This window comes from Corallincola luteus (assembly GCF_004336975.1).
GTDB classification, from domain to species: domain Bacteria; phylum Pseudomonadota; class Gammaproteobacteria; order Enterobacterales; family Neiellaceae; genus Corallincola; species Corallincola holothuriorum.
This window is the reverse complement of record NZ_SJXE01000007.1, coordinates 94,295-113,450: the sequence shown is the minus strand read 5'-3', so window position 1 is coordinate 113,450 and position 19,156 is coordinate 94,295. Positions and strand designations below refer to the sequence as shown.

At 50.1% G+C, this 19,156-nt stretch carries 19 protein-coding genes; 11 read left to right on the top strand and 8 right to left on the bottom strand.

What is annotated here, in order from left to right; translation table 11 throughout:
• Positions 1–193 precede the first annotated feature (193 nt).
• The 11 genes from rsxA to EZV61_RS13865 all read left to right on the top strand — a co-directional run bounded on the left by rsxA (position 194) and on the right by EZV61_RS13865 (position 10,533).
• Complete coding sequence (rsxA, locus tag EZV61_RS13915; RefSeq protein WP_114336458.1) at positions 194–778, top strand: electron transport complex subunit RsxA; 585 nt, start codon at positions 194–196, stop codon at positions 776–778.
• Positions 779–800: 22 nt separating this feature from the next.
• Positions 801–1,337, top strand: coding sequence for an RnfABCDGE type electron transport complex subunit B (locus EZV61_RS13910; RefSeq protein ID WP_131416343.1), 537 nt, complete (start codon positions 801–803; stop codon positions 1,335–1,337).
• A gap of 9 nt (positions 1,338–1,346) precedes the next feature.
• Positions 1,347–2,855 (top strand): electron transport complex subunit RsxC, encoded by a 1,509-nt coding sequence (rsxC, locus tag EZV61_RS13905; protein ID WP_131416341.1) that lies wholly within the window; start codon positions 1,347–1,349, stop codon positions 2,853–2,855.
• Positions 2,855–3,856 (top strand): RnfABCDGE type electron transport complex subunit D, encoded by a 1,002-nt coding sequence (locus EZV61_RS13900; protein WP_131416339.1) that lies wholly within the window; start codon positions 2,855–2,857, stop codon positions 3,854–3,856. The genes rsxC and EZV61_RS13900 overlap by 1 nt, the downstream gene beginning before the upstream one ends.
• A gap of 8 nt (positions 3,857–3,864) precedes the next feature.
• Positions 3,865–4,491, top strand: a complete 627-nt coding sequence (gene rsxG, locus EZV61_RS13895) for an electron transport complex subunit RsxG (protein WP_114336454.1) — start codon at positions 3,865–3,867, stop codon at positions 4,489–4,491.
• Complete coding sequence (locus EZV61_RS13890) at positions 4,488–5,171, top strand: electron transport complex subunit E (protein WP_131416337.1); 684 nt, start codon at positions 4,488–4,490, stop codon at positions 5,169–5,171. Before rsxG ends, EZV61_RS13890 begins: the two co-directional genes overlap by 4 nt.
• Positions 5,171–5,434 (top strand): RnfH family protein, encoded by a 264-nt coding sequence (locus EZV61_RS13885; protein ID WP_199405132.1) that lies wholly within the window; start codon positions 5,171–5,173, stop codon positions 5,432–5,434. The genes EZV61_RS13890 and EZV61_RS13885 overlap by 1 nt, the downstream gene beginning before the upstream one ends.
• Before the next feature lie 306 nt (positions 5,435–5,740).
• A complete protein-coding gene (locus tag EZV61_RS13880) occupies positions 5,741–6,277 on the top strand; it encodes a flavodoxin (RefSeq protein WP_131416335.1) in 537 nt (178 codons plus the stop codon).
• 347 nt (positions 6,278–6,624) lie between these two features.
• The gene (locus EZV61_RS13875; RefSeq protein WP_131416333.1) at positions 6,625–7,272 is read left to right on the top strand and encodes a MarC family NAAT transporter; all 648 of its coding nucleotides are present in this window, start codon (positions 6,625–6,627) and stop codon (positions 7,270–7,272) included.
• Positions 7,273–7,304: 32 nt separating this feature from the next.
• Positions 7,305–8,273, top strand: coding sequence for a magnesium transporter CorA family protein (locus tag EZV61_RS13870; protein ID WP_131416331.1), 969 nt, complete (start codon positions 7,305–7,307; stop codon positions 8,271–8,273).
• A gap of 472 nt (positions 8,274–8,745) precedes the next feature.
• Positions 8,746–10,533, top strand: coding sequence for a hypothetical protein (locus EZV61_RS13865; RefSeq protein WP_131416329.1), 1,788 nt, complete (start codon positions 8,746–8,748; stop codon positions 10,531–10,533).
• 637 nt (positions 10,534–11,170) lie between these two features.
• Here the strand turns inward: EZV61_RS13865 and EZV61_RS13860 are convergent.
• The 8 genes from EZV61_RS13860 to EZV61_RS13825 form a co-directional block, all read right to left on the bottom strand.
• Complete coding sequence (locus EZV61_RS13860) at positions 11,171–11,755, bottom strand: hypothetical protein (RefSeq protein ID WP_131416327.1); 585 nt, start codon at positions 11,753–11,755, stop codon at positions 11,171–11,173.
• A 2-nt stretch (positions 11,756–11,757) separates the two neighbouring features.
• Positions 11,758–12,366: an AHH domain-containing protein gene (locus EZV61_RS13855; RefSeq protein ID WP_131416325.1), complete on the bottom strand. Its 609-nt coding sequence runs from the start codon at positions 12,364–12,366 to the stop codon at positions 11,758–11,760.
• 689 nt (positions 12,367–13,055) lie between these two features.
• Entirely contained in the window at positions 13,056–13,553 is a 498-nt protein-coding gene (locus tag EZV61_RS13850) for a hypothetical protein (RefSeq protein WP_131416323.1), read from the bottom strand.
• Between the two features lie 2 nt (positions 13,554–13,555).
• Positions 13,556–14,317 (bottom strand): hypothetical protein, encoded by a 762-nt coding sequence (locus EZV61_RS13845; protein WP_131416321.1) that lies wholly within the window; start codon positions 14,315–14,317, stop codon positions 13,556–13,558.
• Positions 14,318–14,903: 586 nt separating this feature from the next.
• Positions 14,904–15,509 (bottom strand): DedA family protein, encoded by a 606-nt coding sequence (locus EZV61_RS13840; protein ID WP_165569613.1) that lies wholly within the window; start codon positions 15,507–15,509, stop codon positions 14,904–14,906.
• Between the two features lie 217 nt (positions 15,510–15,726).
• The gene (secF, locus tag EZV61_RS13835; RefSeq protein ID WP_205695390.1) at positions 15,727–16,638 is read right to left on the bottom strand and encodes a protein translocase subunit SecF; all 912 of its coding nucleotides are present in this window, start codon (positions 16,636–16,638) and stop codon (positions 15,727–15,729) included.
• A gap of 5 nt (positions 16,639–16,643) precedes the next feature.
• On the bottom strand, positions 16,644–18,449 hold the full coding sequence (secD, locus tag EZV61_RS13830) for a protein translocase subunit SecD (protein ID WP_131416315.1): 1,806 nt from the start codon (positions 18,447–18,449) through the stop codon (positions 16,644–16,646).
• A gap of 100 nt (positions 18,450–18,549) precedes the next feature.
• Positions 18,550–19,020: a hypothetical protein gene (locus tag EZV61_RS13825; protein WP_131416313.1), complete on the bottom strand. Its 471-nt coding sequence runs from the start codon at positions 19,018–19,020 to the stop codon at positions 18,550–18,552.
• Between the last annotated feature and the right edge of the window lie 136 nt (positions 19,021–19,156).

Here is a 19,156-nt window from a genome sequence, read left to right as displayed (position 1 = left end):
ACCGCACCAGCAAAGGGAAAAACGCACTTTGATGATGCACGCCTAGCAATGGCACAGCCCATGCAGAGGGGATAAGGAGCTGTCAGTAGGCCAAGCGATTGGTTTCAACGAACGCAGTAGGTGGTACCCAACGTTCCCCCTAATCCGGTTTTGGGTACCTCTGTGTTTTCTTCATCTAAACAGGAGCCCTGCTATGAGCGACTATTTCCTACTGCTGGTCGGTACAGCACTGGTCAACAATGTGGTGCTAGCTAAGTTTCTCGGCCTCTGCCCTTTTATGGGGGTATCCAACAAAATCGACAGCGCGCTAGGGATGGGATTGGCCACCACGTTTGTTCTCTGCCTCGCTGCAATATCAGCCTGGGTGATTGAACGCACCCTGTTGCAGCCCCTCGATTTAGGCGTGATGCGGATCCTGGCATTTATTCTGGTGATCGCAGCAGTGGTGCAGTTCACCGAGTTGTATATACAGAAGATGAGTCCCGCGCTTTACCAGTCCCTAGGGATCTTCCTTCCCCTAATTACCACCAACTGCGCCGTACTTGGCGTGGCACTACTAGTCGTTCAGGAGCAGATGTCGTTTACCGAAACTCTGGTCTACGGGCTTGGCTCTGCCCTCGGTTTCACTCTGGTGATTGTGCTGTTTGCTGGACTCAGGCAGCGACTGAAATTAGCGAAAGTACCCGCAGTATTCGAAGGGGCACCTATCGCATTTATTACTGCAGGTCTGCTGTCGATGGCCTTTATGGGCTTCGCCGGCATGGTAAAGGCAAGCTAACAACAGCTTAAAGGAGTTAACCATGAGCCTTTTTACATTGATCATATCTGTTAGCTGTTTTATCGCCCTTGGCGCCCTGTTGGGTGGTCTATTGGGCTGGGCATCGCGGGCATTTAAAGTGGAAAGTGATTCCCGTGTCGATGATCTCGAAGCGCTGTTACCGGGCGGACAATGCGGCCAGTGCGGCGAACCTGGTTGTCGTCAGGCTGCCGAAGCCATGGTCGCTGGCACACTGGGGCCGGAATGCTGCCCCCCAGGCGGAAATAGCTTGGCCGCCAGTATCGCCAAACTGCTTGGGGTTGACCTGACGGCCAAAGGTGATGACACCCAATGGGTGGCTTATATAGAAGAAAGCCAATGCTCTGGTTGCACCCGCTGCTTCAAAGCGTGCCCATTTGACGCCATCGTCGGTGCCAGTAAACAGATGCATACCGTCATCAGCCAAGTCTGCACAGGCTGTCGCCTATGTGAAAAAGCCTGTCCACAGGATTGCCTAACCATGCAACCCGTGACGCCTGCCATCCATACATGGCAATGGCCAAAACCCAACGTTGCCTAGGAGTGGCCCATGTTCTCATTCGATAAGCTACGTTCGTCATTGAGTCGCAAGCCTTTTAGCGGTGGTATTCATCCCACGGGCTATAAAGAGCTGTCGCAGCACTCATCGATTACCACGATGCCCCACCCAAAGCAGGTGTTTCTCGGGCTACAACAGCGCAATGGCTCCATGCTGCATACCATCGTCAATGAAGGCGAAACCGTTTACAAAGGCCAGTTAGTGGCCAAGGGTGCCAGTGATATGAGTGTTCCCCTGCACTCCCCAGTCAATGGCGTAGTACGGGAAATTAAACCCCATGTCACCGCTCACCCCTCGGGGCTGAAAGGCGCAACCTTGGTGATTGATGCCAATGACGATCCGCGCTGGGGGATCCCCCATGAGCCATGCAATCCATTTGAACTATCACCTGAAACCATTATTCGACGAGTGCTAGCGGCCGGTGTGGTTGGGCTTGGTGGCGCAGGCTTCCCGACCGGTATCAAGCTCCGCCTCGCAGCACAGAATGGTGTTCACACGCTAGTCATTAACGGCGGTGAATGCGAACCCTATCTAACCTGTGATGATCGTCTAATGCGCGAATACGCGCCTGAAATTGTTACCGGCGTAGAGCTGATGGTGAAAGCCATTGGCTGCAAGCAGGCCATTATCGCCATTGAGGACAATAAACCCGCGGCATTAGCAGCGCTCACCAGCGCCTGTAGCGAAGCAGAACAGGTCAGCATTCAGTCAGTACCTAGCCTCTACCCCATGGGTTCAGAACGCCATCTGATCAAAGCGGTCACAGGCAAAGCAGTGCCCGCCGGACAGCTCAGTACCAGCATCGGAGTGCTGGTGCATAACGTCGCCACCGCGCGAGCCGTATTCCACGCCGTGCGCTATCAACGACCACTCATTGAACGGGTGATCACTGTTTCTGGGGGAGCCGTCGAACAGCCAGCCAATATTGTTGTGCCAATTGGCGCATTGGTATCACAAGTATTAGCTGCTTGTGGTGGCTTAAAAATGGAAGCCGCACGTCTGGTTTCCGGGGGGCCAATGATGGGGCAAGCGCTGCCATCGCCATTTGTTCCTATCGATAAAAGCATTGGCGGCTTACTGGCGCTATCCGAAGAGGAAGTCCGCCCTAAGCAAAGCCACGAGTGTGTGCGCTGTGGGCGCTGCGTCAATGCCTGCCCGATGGGGCTAATGCCATTTCAGATGTCCGCCCATAGCCGCGTATCAGACTTTGAGGGGGCCAAGGAGTTTGGCCTAGATCACTGCCTGCTCTGCGGAGCGTGTAGCTATGTTTGCCCATCGAATATCCCATTGGTGCAGTACTTCCAACACGCCCGCGGTGCACTCAATGCGCAACGCGCCATGACCAACAAATCTGGCCAAGCACGGCAATTAACCGAGGCGCGCCAACTGCGGCTAGCGAAAGAGGCGGCAGAGAAAAAAGCAGCGAAGGCAGCAAAAGCGGCCAAATCTCCACGGCGCAAACGTGCCCCCAGAGCCAGTAAAACCACAGGAGAATCATAATGGTGCAATTTGCAGCAGTTTCCGGTCCCCATAGTCACAGCAACCAAAGCACCACCAAGCTGATGTTTCTGGTGCTGTTCGCGCTCACGCCCGCTACGCTGTACGGATTCTATCTGTTCGGTTTGCCAGCATTTCAGGTGTGGTTAGTTTGCTGCGTAAGCGCAGTGATCTGTGAAGCAGTGTGCCTGCTTCCACAAAACAAAACTTGGCACAGTGCCGTCGACGGCTCAGCCATGCTCACTGGATGGCTGCTAGCGATGAGCTTGCCGCCATCAACACCTTGGTGGGTCGCGCTCAGCGGCTCTCTGTTCGCCATTATGGTAGGCAAGCAGATCTACGGTGGACTGGGGCAAAACCTGTTCAATCCAGCGATGCTGGCGCGGGTAATGCTGCTGATCTGTTTCCCTGTCGAACTCACGTCATGGAATCAAACAGCGGCTCCACTGATGACTCCTGAAGGACTGGCGTTCACCGACAGCTGGCTTGGTAACGGTATTGATGGTGTCAGCGCTGCCACCCCCTTGGCTGCACACAGCAACATTGGGGTTTCAGCGAAGGCACTGCTGCTAGGTAATCATGCCGGTAGTTTGGGCGAAACCAGCGCAGTGTTATTGGCTTGCGGTGGACTATTTTTGTTATGGCGCCGTGTCATCAGTTGGCCTCTGCCTACAGCGTTAATACTTGGTCTGGCAGTTCCCGCCGCTATCGCCCATCTGGTTAACCCCAGCGAATATGCGTCTGCCCTCACCCATATTTGCTCTGGAGGCGCCATGCTGGCGGCCTTCTTTATCGCAACCGACATGGTTACTTCTCCCGCCAGTCCTAAAGGGCAATGGGTATTTGGCATAGGTTGCGGCCTGTTGATCTGGTTAATCCGCTGCTTTGGTAGTTACCCGGAAGGCGTCGCCTTTGCCGTACTCATCATGAATGCCACCACACCAATCATCGACCACTACCTGCGGCCGAAGATCTTTGGTACCCGCAGCCGCTTGAGTGTCTAGGAGGACCTATGTTGCCTTGTATCGAAAAAATGCGTGACACACTCAGCTATCAAACAGCACTGCTCGCCGGTGCTACGGGCACGGCCACACTATGCCTGCTGCTGACAAACCTGCTGACCGCGCCGGCAATCGCCATGCGCGCAGAGGAAGATCAGTTAGCAGGGTTGGCGCAAGTAATGCCTTTAGAAAGATATCAAAACGACATCCTTAAATCAGAACAGCATTTCAGTACCGAAGGCCACGACTACGCCATGTTCACCGCAATGAATGCACAAGGCCAAGTCACAGGCTATGTACTTAAAACAGAATCGATGGGGTATGCCGGTGCCATCTCACTGCTGATCGGTACCGATCCTCAGGGCGAGATCCTTGGCGTAAGAGTGCTGTCCCATGCTGAAACGCCTGGCCTAGGGGACAAAATCGAACTGGCCAAAAGTGACTGGATACTCGCTTTTGACGGCCACTCACTTGGCAATACAGGTGACGAGCAATGGGCCGTTCGCAAAGACGGCGGCGAATTCGACCAATTCAGTGGAGCCACCATAACCCCAAGAGCGATCGTTAACGGCGTTCATCGCGCACTTAAAGATCTCCCCCTGAAGCAAGATCTCTCCCCAACGGAGGAAACGCCATGAGTGATTACCGTAAAATCTTTGCCGACGGCTTCTGGAACAATAATGTGGTTTTGGGACAAAGTTTAGCTTTGTGTCCTTTGCTGGCGGTGACGACCAGTGCTACCAATGGTTTGGGGCTAGGCCTGGCCTCACTGGTGGTGATGGTTGCAGCCAACGTACTGGCCTCACTGTTTAACCCCTTGATCAGCCGTGCGGTGCGTATTCCGGTCAATATTCTGATGATCGCCACGCTGGTTACCATTACAGATCTACTGCTCAATGCCTGGCTTCACCCATTACATAAAGTGTTAGGGCTGTTTATTCCATTAATCGTTACCAACTGCGCCATTCTTGGCCGCGTCGAGTCGTTTGCCAGTCGTAATGCCATACTACCCGCGGCAGCCGACGGGCTGGCGATGGGACTGGGGTTTACCTGGGTACTGGTATTGATGGGTGGCATTAGAGAGCTATTTGGCGTCGGCACCTTGTTTGCCAACGCCAGTTTGCTGCTTGGAAAACATTTTGCGTTTCTAGAGATGGTCATTATCCCCGATTATCGTGGCATCCTGCTGCTGATCCTGCCCCCCGGCGGCTTCCTGATCTTAGGTGGCATGTTGTCCGCGAAACGTTTACTCGAACAACATATCGCGGCGAGAAAAGCAGCCAAGAATAAACTCGTCACTGCCGTAGAAGGAGGTTAATGATGCGTATCAGTATCGCTTACGCTCTGCCTGAACAACAGGTGTGGATGGATCTAGATCTGCCTGAATATGCGACCGTGATCAGCGCGATTAACCGCTCTGGCCTGCAGGAGCTGTTTCCCGAGATCCAGCTAGACCAACAGAAAGTCGGTATTTTCGGCAAGCTAGCCACGCTAGAGACACGACTGGTGGAAGGTGACAGAGTGGAGATATATCGCCCCACCACTTGGCTTCCACCGGAAGACGATGATGACGACGAATAATCCAATCTACACCGTCATAGTTTGAGCAGTCGGGGCGCGTCAAAGCGCCCCTTTTTTTGCCGTCGTCATCTCAGATCGCGCAGCAACTTTGCCAAAGCGTATCTTGGCAAAATGTTTGTTCCCACACGACCACTGTCTTGTTTGCGACAATGTCGTATGACAATGCCACATCAGCCGTACCAACATCAGCCACTCCACCAATAAATTCAATGAGTTATATTCAAAACGAGCATGGCAACCTTATTGCAATGTCATAGTTAGATATGTTTTTGCTGCCTTTTGGCAGGCATTTAAGGAGCTCAGACCATGGCAAAAGTAGGCATTTTCTTCGGAACCGACACCGGCAATACACGCAAAGTCGCCAAGCAGATATTCAACAGTTTGGGCGCAGAGGTGGCCGATAAACCACTCAATATTAACCGTATCGATGCAGACACCCTGCTCAGCTACGATGTTTTGATCCTCGGCACTCCCACCCTAGGTGAAGGGCAACTGCCCGGGTTGTCGTCAGAGTGTCAGACAGAAAGCTGGGAAGAGTTTATGCCCAACTTCGACGAGCTGGATCTGGAAGGAAAAAAAGTCGCCCTTTATGGATTAGGCGATCAAGTGAACTACCCAGACGAATTCGTTGATGCCCTGGGTGAGCTTTACGACGCTGTCGATGAATGTGGTGCAGAAGTCATCGGTAGTTGGCCGGCTGACGGTTACACCTTTAATGAATCACAAGCGGTTGATGAAGATGGTCGTTTTGTCGGTCTCGTACTCGATAATGACAATCAAAGCGATCTGACCGCTGATCGTGTGGCCACCTGGTTAGCACAGTTGGAAAGTGAATTGGTTTAGTTGCCAACTAAACCCTGAGAGAGGGCCGCTGTAGCGGCCTTCACTCGTTTTTGACGCCGCTTGGTGGACAGAACGCTTTATCAATCGCTATTCAACATGCCATGGCTGACAACTTGAACGCCATACGGGAACAAAGCACCGCTGCCAATCGAGGCGATGACGTTAAGTCCGTTCTCGCTACCACCCATCCCCACTACACGTCGCTATCTAGCAAAAACGAATTACTCTAATTCATCGTCTAATCGCTGCATATCCCAAACAATACCTCGCATATTCACCAGCACGTTAAGCCAATCGTCCTATGCCGAGCGCGTTGATTTTAATCACCCTCCTGCGAGGTAACTAGTATGCAATTAGATGTGATACTCACTATGGCGGGGTTAACCCTATTGGGATTATTACCCATGGTTAACCCCCCGACTTCCGCCACGCTCCTTCTGGGATACAGCAAGGGTAAAAGCAAGGCGTATATGTCACAGACGGCAAAGAGTGCCAGTCTGATCCTGTTTTGCGCGTTAACCACCACCTTTTTTATCGGCTCCTCTATTTTGGAGCTGTTTAATATCTCGATGCCTAGCCTGCGCTTAGGCGGTGGCCTAATTATTGGCGCCATTGGCTTCAAGATGCTGTTTCCTTCTGACGAAGTGAAGCCCAAAGCGGATAACGAAGATTCGATTGCCTTTGTCCCTTTAACCATCCCCAGTATGTGCGGCCCCGGCACCATGGCGCTTGTGATCAGCGGTGCGTCTGAAATTGCTGCGTTGTCTGACGATGTGAGCAAATTAAGTATCTATGGCGGCGTGCTGGCAGGGTTTGTCGGTGTTGCACTGGTTGCGTTCTTTGTATTAAGCATGGCCTACCCGATGTTAAAGCTACTGGGTAAAAGCGGTATTGATGCCTTTAGCCGGATCATGGGATTCATCCTTATCTGTATGGGCGCACAGTTCTGTGTCAACGGCTTAACCGAAGTCTATCAGGGCATGCAACTCGCTTAATCAGACCGATTTTATATAGATAGGAAACCACCATGAAAGAACATGTATTTATAAAGTCACATGAACAGATCATTGAAGGCGGTATCGGGTTAATTGAGCAATTTGATGCGCAAGCCAGCCAGTACATTTGGGTGGATATCGAAGGTGAACTGTCAGCGACGGCGAAACAAAAACTCGTTGAACTTGGTTGCCATGAGCTGGCCATGAACGCTTACCTGCAACAGCCCAATGCAATGAAAGTCGAGCAGTTCCCTAACATGCTATTCATGCTGTTTAAGGAGCAGGCCTCATGTACTGATGATTTGTCCTTTGAACATCAACAGGTAGCAATGTTTCTGGGCGAGAGGTTTCTTATCACCGTTCGCCCCAGCCGCTCAGCTGAACAAAACGCACAGTTGGCGCATCAATATTGTTCAAGAGCCAACACAGCAAGCCAATTGGCGATCATGATATTGCAGTCGGTGACTCGTTGTTACTTGGATAATGTTCGTTCATTTGAACAGCTGCTGGAACAAAAAGAAGATGCGTTACAAGGCGGCGAACAGAAAGAGACCCTGAATGACCTGGTCAACTACCGTTATCAGTTCCGCCGCTTAAGCCGATTGTTCGAACACCATAATGATCTGTTGTTGCAAATCAGTGGCGAGCCCGAACCGTTTCTCAACCTGACAACGGTGAAAGACAAACATGAATGGAACAAAATTCTGGAACGCTCGCGGCGCTTAACTGGACTGACTCGAATGTACTACGACATTTGTGGCGATCTGCTGGATGGCCATATCACCACCAGTACCCATGATTTAAACAACACAATAAAGATCCTAACGATGATCACCGCAGTGTTTGTTCCTCTAGGGTTTATCGCCGGTATTTACGGGATGAACTTTGAAAACATGCCAGAGCTCGAGTTCGAATATGGCTACTTCGCTGTACTCACGTTTAAAGTGCTTATCGCAGCCTCGTTCTTCTGGGTATTTAAGAAAAAGAAGTGGATTGACTGACACTAAGTCGCAGCTATAAATAAAGCCACCGGCATAACGCAAGTGGCATTTTTGTATGGAGCTCGTACTCGATCAGACATAAATGAAGCTGAGATCTCGATAGAATCATCCAGCAGTTATGTGCCAAGAGGCGTCATTCAAGCTGCTGTATCCGATCGCTAAAAGTCATCCATAGCAGTCGTTGATGAGGTTAACGGTTGTCTGTTCCTTTAGTGGCAAACCCAAAATGAGATACTAATACTTCCTACACTCAGCCGAGTTGCTGCGGACACTGAGTCCGATAATATCGTGAAGACTAGGTCTTAAATAGAAGTTGATACGCTTCAAGTGATCACAGTCGACAATGACAGGCGTCGTATTTGCGAGCTTTATCGATGAAATAGCGATCGCGAAAGCCGCATAAAAGCCGCATAATAGATCTACCGTCACGGATGGCGGCATTCCAGGGACAGCTGTATCAGGAGAAGGAACGATGCGGACAACAATCATCACTGCGGCGCTGACCGCACTCTTAACTGGTTGCGGTGGTGGCGGTGGCCAACAAGAAGAACCGCAGCCAGCGGCAAACGGTAAAGTCTCATTCACTGTTGACTACGATCTGATGGAGGTCAGTTGGATCGATGCGTTCGACAACGAAACCAGCTATCTGATTGAGAAACGTAATCTCGAACACAGCAACATAGAGTGGGAAACGGTCGCATCCACAGGCGCCTTGCCTACTGGTGCGCAGGGCTCAGTTAACCTGAACGCCATCACCGGTACATACCGCGTTTCTGCATTGCTGGATAACGGTGTGCAGGCCACAGTGAGCAATGATGCGGGTGTTACGCAGTTCAGTATTGATACCTTGCAAACAGAAATCAGCATCAATTTCAGCGCTAGCGTCGACCCATATTCAGGCGAGGTTGAATTTGGACTGAACGGCAGCGCAAGCAGTGTTCAGTGGTTCGTTGATACCGTTGCAGCAGGTGAGAGCGCCACCCTGGTATTGGATACAACGCGACTGATCAACGGAACGCACCGACTTGATGTGCTGGCAGAAATAAGCTCGGGTGTTTACGCGCAGACCGATTTCGTGTTCAGCAGCTACAACAGCGGTCTCTCAATGATTGGTTATATCGGCAACCTGCAAATCCCAATGATGTTGGTGGCACAGCCTGAAAGTCTCGATGCAATTATCAGCGTTGAATTCTGGGTTAACGGTGAACTGGTAGAGTTGCAAACAGCAGAAAAACCCGAAATCACGCTGATGGCTTGCAGATCTTCCTACATCGATCTTGGCTGCGGCGGGCATTCTGATCAGTCGTTTGTCTGGTACACAGACTGGGAGCCTGTTCACGGCGACTATGACATTGAGATTGTCGCGACGGACAGCGCAGGAAGTCTGGCGACTGAACGGTTGGCTTATCGGGTCAACGATCCTCCCATTATCTACATCGATTCACCGGCCCACCCCTTGTTAACAGGGGACACATTATCAATATCCGGTTCAATCGAAAGCGATGACGCTGTTACCGCTGACGTGTTGCTGGGCGATATCGTAATCGGCTCCGTGACCGACAAGGGGGCGTTCAGCGTTAGCTATTCATTGGTTGGTCTACCTTCTGGCAGCTATGCCGTTACCGTACGCGCTATTGATTCATACGGAGCCGAAATCATCAGGTTGTTAAACATCGTTTATTCGCCGGGCTCGAACGCAGAGCTGGTTTACTCTCTGGCACCAGGTGAAAGCGTTGCACACATCAACGAAGACTATCTGGTGATTAACAAGGGCGTCTATATGTTTGAGCGCCTGAACATGTTTAGCGGCGAAACTATTGCGGTTGACTTGTCAGCAGAACAAAGCCCAAGCAACGTTAAAGTCACAGAGTCCGGTAATGTTTATTACAGCGTGTATGATCGATATATCAAGCAATGGTCGCCTGCAGGCATTCGCAACCTATCCTATGAACTGCAGGCGCAACTGGGTAACTATGGGTTTAGCCTCGGCAATGAACCCTTTCTGAACGGCAGCGTCATCAGTTGGACAGGATGGCATACCTCGCAGTACGACGAAATAACCGGAACCCTGACGGAAGTATCTGACACGATCCAACTGCTGACGGATATCGACCCGCTTTCAGATGCGCTTGAGGTTCAACTCACCGCAGACGGCATTGAGGTCAATGGTGTGAGCGTCTGGCCGGCTTCTGGCTTTTACTATGCCAGACAGGGGCGGATATTTGTCATGTTCGGACAGCATTTGTATTCGGTTTATTGATTGAAGGGCAAGACTGCTCAACAAGGGGAATGCCGAATACGAGAAATTTTGGATGATTGCGATCTATATTGTTGTCTTACCGCTTGGGGCGCTAGGGATTCTGCAACTAGGGCCTTCTAGCCATAACCGTAAAGCCTGGCATCTGCGCTGTTTTTTTATCTTTGAACAATCCAGGTATCAATGTGTTCACAGTCAAAAGCGTGCCAATTGCGGTCATTGCTGTGCTGCAACACTAACCCACTTCTGCCCCAAAGTGAGTTATGGCTAGTTGGCACCTCATTTAATCACTGCGTCACTTGACCAAGTTTTCTTCATCCATGTAACGTGTGTGAATATTCAATGAGATATATGGGCTAGATGATGGGTCTTTTTGACTTTATCTTTGGTAAAAAGAAATCTACTGAGCAAGTTAGTCAGAGTCGAGCTAGCAGCAGAACAACAGAGGTCACCCAAGCCCCTCAACAATATAGAGACATGGCGTCACAGAATACAGTGCAGAGGATGAAGTTTCATGCAACTTATTTCAGCTTTATGCATTATAAGGTTGGAAATTACCCTGACACCTCATGTGTTGAAATTGTCGTGATACAACCTGAGCTAGCAAGGTTGCAGCTAGCCCAGTTGAATCCGCCAAAATTCAGTTCACATCTCGCTGGTTAAATTCCAATCCACTTAAACCATGCTTCTTGACCGCTTCAAAAAGTCCGTTTGGCCCATCCGTGCAATAAGTTGCCAGACCACAACCATCGATTCTGAAAAGGCCATCTTTTTCTATTCCGCTAGCATTGAGAACTAGTTTCTTAAACTTGCGAACACGGCTGGGCTTGCCGTTAGCGCGGTAGTTGAGCACGGTCTGGCCTTCATTGATGGCGTTGTACTTTGCCAGCACATGCAGTGCATACCAGCGCTCACCATTCAGTGATAAAGGAAGAAACTCGCATGTGTCTTTCAGCACCGGGCGCAGCAGATCTGCGACAGGTTCTGAACAAGCAAATTCGGTTGAGCCCCAAGCTGCGATATCCGGAACAACCATCTCTTCACTTAAATCATCGATTAGCCACTCCACCTCTACCGTTTGCCACCTATCTGCCTGAGGTACTCCACGCAACTCGATAAGCTCGCCGTTGGTTGACTGCAACGCCATCTCCAATCCTGTCTCCTGCAGCGTCAGGTAACGATCTACATCCGGACTAACGCTGAAAATGCTCTTAAAGTCACTCACGGTTACTGCTCCTTCTTAATCAGCTTGCGGAGGGGAAATTCACCGTCATACAGCTCCTCTCCTATTTCTCGCAATGTTTCGATGATACCGCGTCGCCCCAGTCCTTCAGCGATAGTTTCCTTAAGGAGAAACTCCACGTTCATATAATACTGTGGTGTATGCGTTTGACGATGAGACTTATCAGTTGGTATGCCTGGTATCGGAACGTTTCTCTTAAAGTTTGGTAGGTAAACGCCATTGGCTTCATGATCGATATCAATGCCAAACGCGGCCAGCCGTAATCGAGCCCAGACTGCACGTTTAGCGTCCCAAGCCACGATATGATGAGCTTCGACATTGCCTGGACGCGAGCCACGACCAGCTTTGTGCATATTCTCACAGAGTTTTTCACTGTGTTTTTTGGCATGTTCCCATTGAATGTGGCGGCTGTACTCAAGGTCATCTTTGGTTATCAGGTTGCCTTTGTACTTAGCAGAATCAATCACCAGCCCTCTGTAATAGATGGCATAGCTCATCGCTTGTTTCTTTGCTAAAGCAGGGTTGCCCGTGGCAGTAGCGAGATCGCGTTCTAGTTCAGCAACCGTGACGTATTCGTCTGTAGGCTGGTGCATATAACATCCTTGTATTGTTGGGAATTGCTTGTCCGTACATCCTAGACGGGAGCTTTGGAAGGTAAGAGATAATCAGATTGAAATCAACCAGCACAGCATGAGGAGCATAAAAATAGTCCGTGTTACCTGCTAGTTAATTCGGCTATTTGCAATCTGAGGTTGGGATTGACAGACCATTGCCGATTTTCAAATTTACATAGTTGGTTGGATTTAGCTATTTGGGAAGGCTTCAGAGTGCCAGGAGCGGTCGTTACTATAGTTCTGACACAGTTTTGTCCAACAGTGAGTTGCAGCGAATGACAGCTCCTCGCTCAAGTGAGACTGCCAAATTAGATTGCAGCCGTTCATCGTTGAGTGTCAGGCATATATGAGCTACTACATAAAAATGCCACTGGCATAACGCAGGTGGCTTTTTTGTATTTAGCTCGTTCAACTGACGCTCATGTCGGCAACACGCCTCAAACCGTATTTTTGCTCATATCCACTAACAACCGTTTGGGCGCGGGTTGCTTATCATTCACCTTCACCGCTCTGTTAACGATCAAGCGGAGCACGATCGCAATCACGGCAACAACAAACAGAAACGCGGGGACGATTTCGCGGGAAATCTCTCATCAATTCCGGCGTGTATTAAGCGGGGAGCTCGTGTCTTGGGTTTTTCCTTATTTATCTACAGACAAAAACCGAATTTATAGGCAGCTGTTGTACTTCTGCAACTTGAAGGACTGATTGCCAGTGTCGGTGCTAGCTTCATTCCAAGGGACTACGTCGCTTCCCGTTTTGATTTCTGATGGTTCCTCATCGCTCCAATAGGAATACGGCGACTTTGGTTTCCAGGCAACTAAATCTATCCTTTGTCCCGCTTGGTCGGAGTAATGGGCATAAAGATACCCTTTGAGCGTAAATGTGGTGCCAGATACGGCATATCTGCTATCTCTAGGCGCTTTCAGGCCTACAGGGAGTGCAACAAGAATGGGGCTTTCCATAACAGCTTTACCCTCGTCGTTAGTGAGGAAAAGTCTTACGGTGTATGGATCGCAGGTGTCGCTGATGTAAGTTACTTCAATTTCGTGTAGTTTTTCATCAAGCCGTTTTACAGATTGAGCTACGCCAGAAGAGTCGCAACCAACAGCACCAAAGATAAAAGAAACAGCAGCCAGTAATATTAAACAGTTGGGAATTCTCATAGTTAGCTCGGCGTTGAGGAATTCAGGAACTTTAGGTTGAGGCGTTCCACTACATCGCCGGCCTGATTTCCATTGTTGTAAATGCGGATTTTTCCAAACCTGTAATCAGTGTGGTTTCCGTTGGGGTTGTTATTAGGTTTTGAATTCGTGATATGACCGATGACAGTGCTTTTCGGCGGTAGCTTTTCTGAAAAATTAGCGGCGAAGTTGTCGACAAGATAGGCATTTAGAACTGGTTGCATTTCCGCAGTTCGGCATCCATGGAATTCAACAAACGCATCTTTACGGAACACAGAAAAATCAATATCGCCTAGTGTCGCTGTGTCATCAGGAGTTCCTTTTTGCTGGTTGTAGTAATACCCCACTGATTTTATTGCTACGACCCCTGAGTAAAGTCCATGCAGACTCTCTTCCATTTGTTCTGCGTCTTCTGCCGTTTGAGGTCTGTCCGAGTGTCTCCGCATGTGGTAGTGAGCATTGCGTTGGATGAAGCCCGCATCAATTGGCGTTTGGAGTTTCCTAGCGATGTGTATCCCGCCTTGGTTCCCGTGGGAAACTATATCCAAAGAGCCAATAGTTCCTGAACTGCACGAATTGATTTCCTTAACAATATCTTTTCCACTAAATGCCTTTTTAACAATAATCTGGTGACGTTGATGCTGATAGGATTTTTGGTAATCTAGTTCAAGTTGTTTGGCTGCATTTTGGAAGGTGTTTACATCAGCCCTGCTGAGGGAGTCAGTATAAATAATGAGGTGTATCATGACCTTTCACATCCTTATGCTGTCATATGAAGTTCAACTCAACCTTGAGTCTAACTTTTTAAAAAATAGAGAGATTTCCATCGCTAATAAGCGTCAAATCGCGGCCCAGTATAGAAACTGAATTAGGCACGAGTCAAGCGCTAAGCCTCGATCGCTTCATAGCTGAAGTGCGTAGTCAAACATACCCTATCCTAAAGCTGCTGCAGGATTGTTGGACAATGTCTGCTAGTAAGGGATTTGTGTTGCAGAAGCAGTTTTCACTGAAGGTGAATCACTACCCAATTGGTAGATACTTATCAGCGGATAAACGGCCGCTTTCAGGGGGAGATGTTCCGCAAGGTCTTTAGCTTGAATGTCTTCAACTGGCACATAGCTGCCCTTCGACTCTAACTCATCTTTGTCCAACAGTGAGTTGCCGAGCGAATGACTGCTCCTCGCTCAAATGAGACTGCCTGATTAGATTGCAGCCGTTCATCGTTGATGTGTCAGACATATATGAGCTACTACATAAAAATGCCACCGGCATAACGCAGGTGGCTTTTTTGTATTTAGCTCGTTCAACTGACGCTCATGTCGGCAACACGCCTCAAACCGTATTTTTGCTCATATCCACTAACAACCGTTTGGGCGCGGGTTGCTTATCATTCACCTTCACCGCTCTGTTAACGATCAAGCGGAGCACGATCGCAATCACGGCAACAACAAACATAAACACCGGGATCAACACCGCCAGTCTATTTATCATCCCTTGATGCGCCTCGTAGAAAGGTGAAGCAACAATGGCCCAACCAGCGACAGAGAACAGCAACACCCAAAGCCACGCACTCAACAAACTGACGACGAAAAAACGCCGGCGTGAGATCTTTTCTGCTCCCATCAACATCGGGGTCAACACGCGTACAAAAGGCATAAATCGAGAGATAAACAGCGCCAGCAGGCCATGTTTGTTCAGCATGTCGTGCGCTTTTGCTGCACTGCCTTGCGGCAATAAGCGATAAACCCGATCTATGAAAGAAGTATGTCTGAGTAACCGACCTTGTTCATAAGCCACTAAGCTGCCAAAACCTGCTGCCAATGGCAGTACAATGAAGGTTGGATAAGCACCCAGTACGCCAAGCCCCACCAATCCCCCAGCCAGAAACAGCAGACTGTCTCCCGGTAAAGGTAAAAACGCAAAGCTAGACTCAAACAACAGAATTAACACCAAACAACATAGAATAATGGTTTGACCAGACTCGGTTAAGGTCAAAAAATCCTGTTGCCAAATAGCGACAAAATATCATTCATCTTGGCCTCCCGGGGCACAAAAATAGCGATCTAATTACTATGTTGTTAAGGGGTTAATGCGGTGAACGAACGGCAGACGTTGAAATAAACAACGCTGCCGTAATCACGCTAAAATGAAGCTACTATGGCCCAGCAGGCAAAGGCTCCGGCAGATAATGTTCAGCTTTTAGCTTCAACAGTTCCGGTAAACAGGTACCCATTGAGATGGATGACCAGGTACCCACCAAAATCCCGAAAAACATGGTAATGGCAAACCCTTCCAATGCACTACCCCCCAATAACCAAAGGGCACTGATGGTCATTAACGTGGTACCCGAGGTGATCAAGGTACGGGTGAGGGTTGATACAATCGCCTGATTGTTGATATCGGCCAGAGGTGTGTTGGTTTTGGCTTTGGCCTGCAACAATTCCCGTACCCGGTCGGCAATAACAATGGAGTCATTGAGTGAATACCCGATCACCGCCAACAATGCCGCAAACACAGTTAAATTCACTTCCAACTGTAATAACGAGAACAGCCCAAGCACAAGCAACACATCGTGTACCATCGCGAGCAATGCCCCGGACGCCTGTCGCCATTCGAAACGAAAGCTAAGGTAGGCCATGATACTTATCAAACAGATAAGCATCGCCAACCCGCCCTGCTCCACCATCTCTTTACCTACCTGCGGCCCTACCATGCTGGTGTTGAGTATCTCCACCTGTGGATCCAGTTGAGTTAACGCTGCCTGTAACGGCGCTAAATCCATACCAGCATCGGGCACCGGAAAGCGGATCATCCAGCGGCCTTGCTCCCCGGCCGAAACCACAGAGACACCGGCGGAGACGCCCGCTTCCTGCACGGCGGATAAACCGCTAACGATGGTTTGGCTGTTGATATGCTCAGCAACACGAACTTCACTGACCACACCGCCGGTAAAATCCTGGCCAAAGTTCAGCCCTTTAACACTTAATGTGAGTATCGCCACCACCATCAATAATACCGAGACCACACTGGTGGCATACCGCCACTGACTTGCATTTTTATTGGTAATCATCTTTAAACCCTCACTTCCCGGCGTTTGTCACGGCCCCAAACCAAATTGATTAAGCCTCTGGATATCAGCAGCCCACTGAACATGCTGGTCAGCAAGCCAAGGCCCATGGTGATGGCAAAGCCCTGAATAGGACCATTACCGATGGAGTACAGGATCAACGCGGTGATCAAACTGGTGATATTGGCATCGAGGATCGTGCGCAACGAGCCACTGAAGCCCTGATCTATCGCCATGGCTAAACTGTGGCCTTGCCGTAGTTTTTCTCGAATGCGCTCAAATATAAGTACATTGGTGTCCACGGCAATGCCGACGGTTAACACCAAGCCCGCGATACCGGGCAGCGTTAGTACCGTGCCGGGGATCAATGCCAGCAACCCCAACAACAGCACCAAATTAGAAAGTAGCGCGACATTGGCAACCCAACCCATACGGCGATACCAGAGCGCCATAAACAACAAGGTGGCGCCCAAACCAAGGCCAAGCGCAGCAAAACCGTTCTGGATATTTTCTGCGCCCAGTGATGGCCCGATCGTGCGTTCTTCAACAATGGTGACCGGCGCGGTTAATGATCCCGCGCGCAGCAATAGCGCCAGCTGTTGTGACTCTTGAAAGCTACCCGCCCCAGTAATGCGGAAGCGGTCTGCCAGCTGAGATTGAATGGTAGCAATGCTAATCACTTCCGCATGCTGCTGGGTTTGGTCAAACTCATCCCGCATATATTCGTTGTAAACGGTCGCCATCGGTTTACCGATATTGGCGCGAGAGAACTCGCGCATTTTGGCGCCCCCTGCACGGTCCAAAGTGATATTAACTTCTGCCATTCCAAACTCATCACGGCTGGCGCGGGCATCAATAATATGTTCACCGGTTAATACTGGGTGACGAGCAAGTGGAATGGATTGACCATTGGCGTCATCAATACGTTGACCGCCATGCTCATGGGGGGCTTGTACGGCATAGAACGCCAAACTGGAAGTCGCGCCGATCACCCGCTTAGCCACAGCAGGGTCCTGCACGCCGGGCAGCTCAATACGGACACGCTCTGCGCCTTGACGCTGTACAACCGCTTCACTAATCCCAAGTTCCTGAATGCGGTCTCGCAGCGTGGTCAACACTTGTTGTACTGTCAGGTTACGCTGCTCTGTTTGCTCCTGCTCGCTCAGCATTGCCGTAACACTTCTGTCAGAGCTATGGATTATTTGCCAGCCCGGATACTGGTCGCGTAAATGACGAACAATCTCCCGCTCACTCGCGCTCGCCGGTAGCATGATCCCCACCCGTTCGTCGTTAAGCAGCTGGATACGTGCGCCTCTTATCTCGTTGTCGCGCATATACTGGCGCAGCTCATCAACCAGCTTTTCACTTTGCGCCTGATAAACCGGCTGCATGTCGATATCCAGCAGGAACTGCACGCCACCGCGTAGATCCAACCCGAGTTTAATGGGGGTAAACCCCATACCGAGTAGCCACGCTGGTGCAGCGGGCGTCATCGCCATGGTCACCTGACCATTAGCGCCAGTCAGATCCGCTAACTGCTCCCGCGCCGCGGTTTGTTGCGATGCGTCTGCCAGCACCACTTCGGTATGAGTGCCTGCTTGGTCAATACGTAAGGTGTTAATGCCGTTGGCCTGCAAATGAGATTGCAGTGCTAATACGGAGGTGGGTTGATCATTGTTTTCAATCTGTACGGTGGCATGCTCACCGTACATCGTGGGTAATGCACTTAACAGCATCACCAACAAGGTGACGCCAAGCACCAGGTATTTCCACTTTGGATAGTGGTTCAATAGGGGTTTACTTCGTCTCATGACAAATCGCCTGTGTTGCTCAAATAGGAGCAAATGAATTCCGTTATGAAGGCAGCAAACAGACAGATCTAGCCTGCGCTACTCGGTATAAAAAACGAGATCAGGCGAAGCTGGGAATAGGATGATTTAGGCGGAAACTGAGGTTACTCTCTTTCCAGCCCGAGATACGGGATGTGGGGGATACGTTTGTTAGGCACCAGTCCAAATTAGGCGGCGCGGTTTGTTGATAGCCTATGGCCAGTTCGGCGACCGGTGGCAGTGTCCATTCATGGGCCAGATAATACTCAGGCGTTGCGAAATCCTCATCAGAGAAATCAGTAAACAAGCGTCTGGTATTAGTTTGTGCAACGTTGGAACGCTCCACTGAAACAGTTTTGACCGGATCAGGTGACTCACGGTCATTAGCGCTGACATCTGTGATATCAAAGGTAGCCGTGCTGACGGTACGGGATTGGCTGTCATGCAATTGTGCTGCTGGTACGGCAAACAATAGTGCCCCCAGAAGCAACATTACTAATACGGGTCGAACACTCGCCCATTGCATGTCTAGTTTCAAGCCAAACCTCTTCATTGAATAAAAACCATTGCAGCCTAACCTTTGCTGCCAAGTCACGACAGGCCTCGTCTCTAACAGCCTTGCCGTCTGTGGAACCCTATCCCGTCTGACAGCGAAAGCAATCGTACGTTCGCTAATTACAATGGCTAGT

What these genes read in the sequence shown, in the direction of transcription:
- rsxA (WP_114336458.1), top strand. Translation starts at nt 194, where the DNA reads ATGAGCGACTATTTCCTACTGCTGGTCGGTACAGCACTGGTCAACAAT.
- EZV61_RS13910 (WP_131416343.1), top strand. Translation starts at nt 801, where the DNA reads ATGAGCCTTTTTACATTGATCATATCTGTTAGCTGTTTTATCGCCCTT.
- rsxC (WP_131416341.1), top strand. Translation starts at nt 1,347, where the DNA reads ATGTTCTCATTCGATAAGCTACGTTCGTCATTGAGTCGCAAGCCTTTT.
- EZV61_RS13900 (WP_131416339.1), top strand. Translation starts at nt 2,855, where the DNA reads ATGGTGCAATTTGCAGCAGTTTCCGGTCCCCATAGTCACAGCAACCAA.
- rsxG (WP_114336454.1), top strand. Translation starts at nt 3,865, where the DNA reads ATGTTGCCTTGTATCGAAAAAATGCGTGACACACTCAGCTATCAAACA.
- EZV61_RS13890 (WP_131416337.1), top strand. Translation starts at nt 4,488, where the DNA reads ATGAGTGATTACCGTAAAATCTTTGCCGACGGCTTCTGGAACAATAAT.
- EZV61_RS13885 (WP_199405132.1), top strand. Translation starts at nt 5,171, where the DNA reads ATGATGCGTATCAGTATCGCTTACGCTCTGCCTGAACAACAGGTGTGG.
- EZV61_RS13880 (WP_131416335.1), top strand. Translation starts at nt 5,741, where the DNA reads ATGGCAAAAGTAGGCATTTTCTTCGGAACCGACACCGGCAATACACGC.
- EZV61_RS13875 (WP_131416333.1), top strand. Translation starts at nt 6,625, where the DNA reads ATGCAATTAGATGTGATACTCACTATGGCGGGGTTAACCCTATTGGGA.
- EZV61_RS13870 (WP_131416331.1), top strand. Translation starts at nt 7,305, where the DNA reads ATGAAAGAACATGTATTTATAAAGTCACATGAACAGATCATTGAAGGC.
- EZV61_RS13865 (WP_131416329.1), top strand. Translation starts at nt 8,746, where the DNA reads ATGCGGACAACAATCATCACTGCGGCGCTGACCGCACTCTTAACTGGT.
- EZV61_RS13855 (WP_131416325.1), bottom strand. Translation starts at nt 12,366, where the DNA reads ATGCACCAGCCTACAGACGAATACGTCACGGTTGCTGAACTAGAACGC.
- EZV61_RS13850 (WP_131416323.1), bottom strand. Translation starts at nt 13,553, where the DNA reads ATGAGAATTCCCAACTGTTTAATATTACTGGCTGCTGTTTCTTTTATC.
- EZV61_RS13845 (WP_131416321.1), bottom strand. Translation starts at nt 14,317, where the DNA reads ATGATACACCTCATTATTTATACTGACTCCCTCAGCAGGGCTGATGTA.
- secD (WP_131416315.1), bottom strand. Translation starts at nt 18,449, where the DNA reads ATGAGACGAAGTAAACCCCTATTGAACCACTATCCAAAGTGGAAATAC.
- EZV61_RS13825 (WP_131416313.1), bottom strand. Translation starts at nt 19,020, where the DNA reads ATGAAGAGGTTTGGCTTGAAACTAGACATGCAATGGGCGAGTGTTCGA.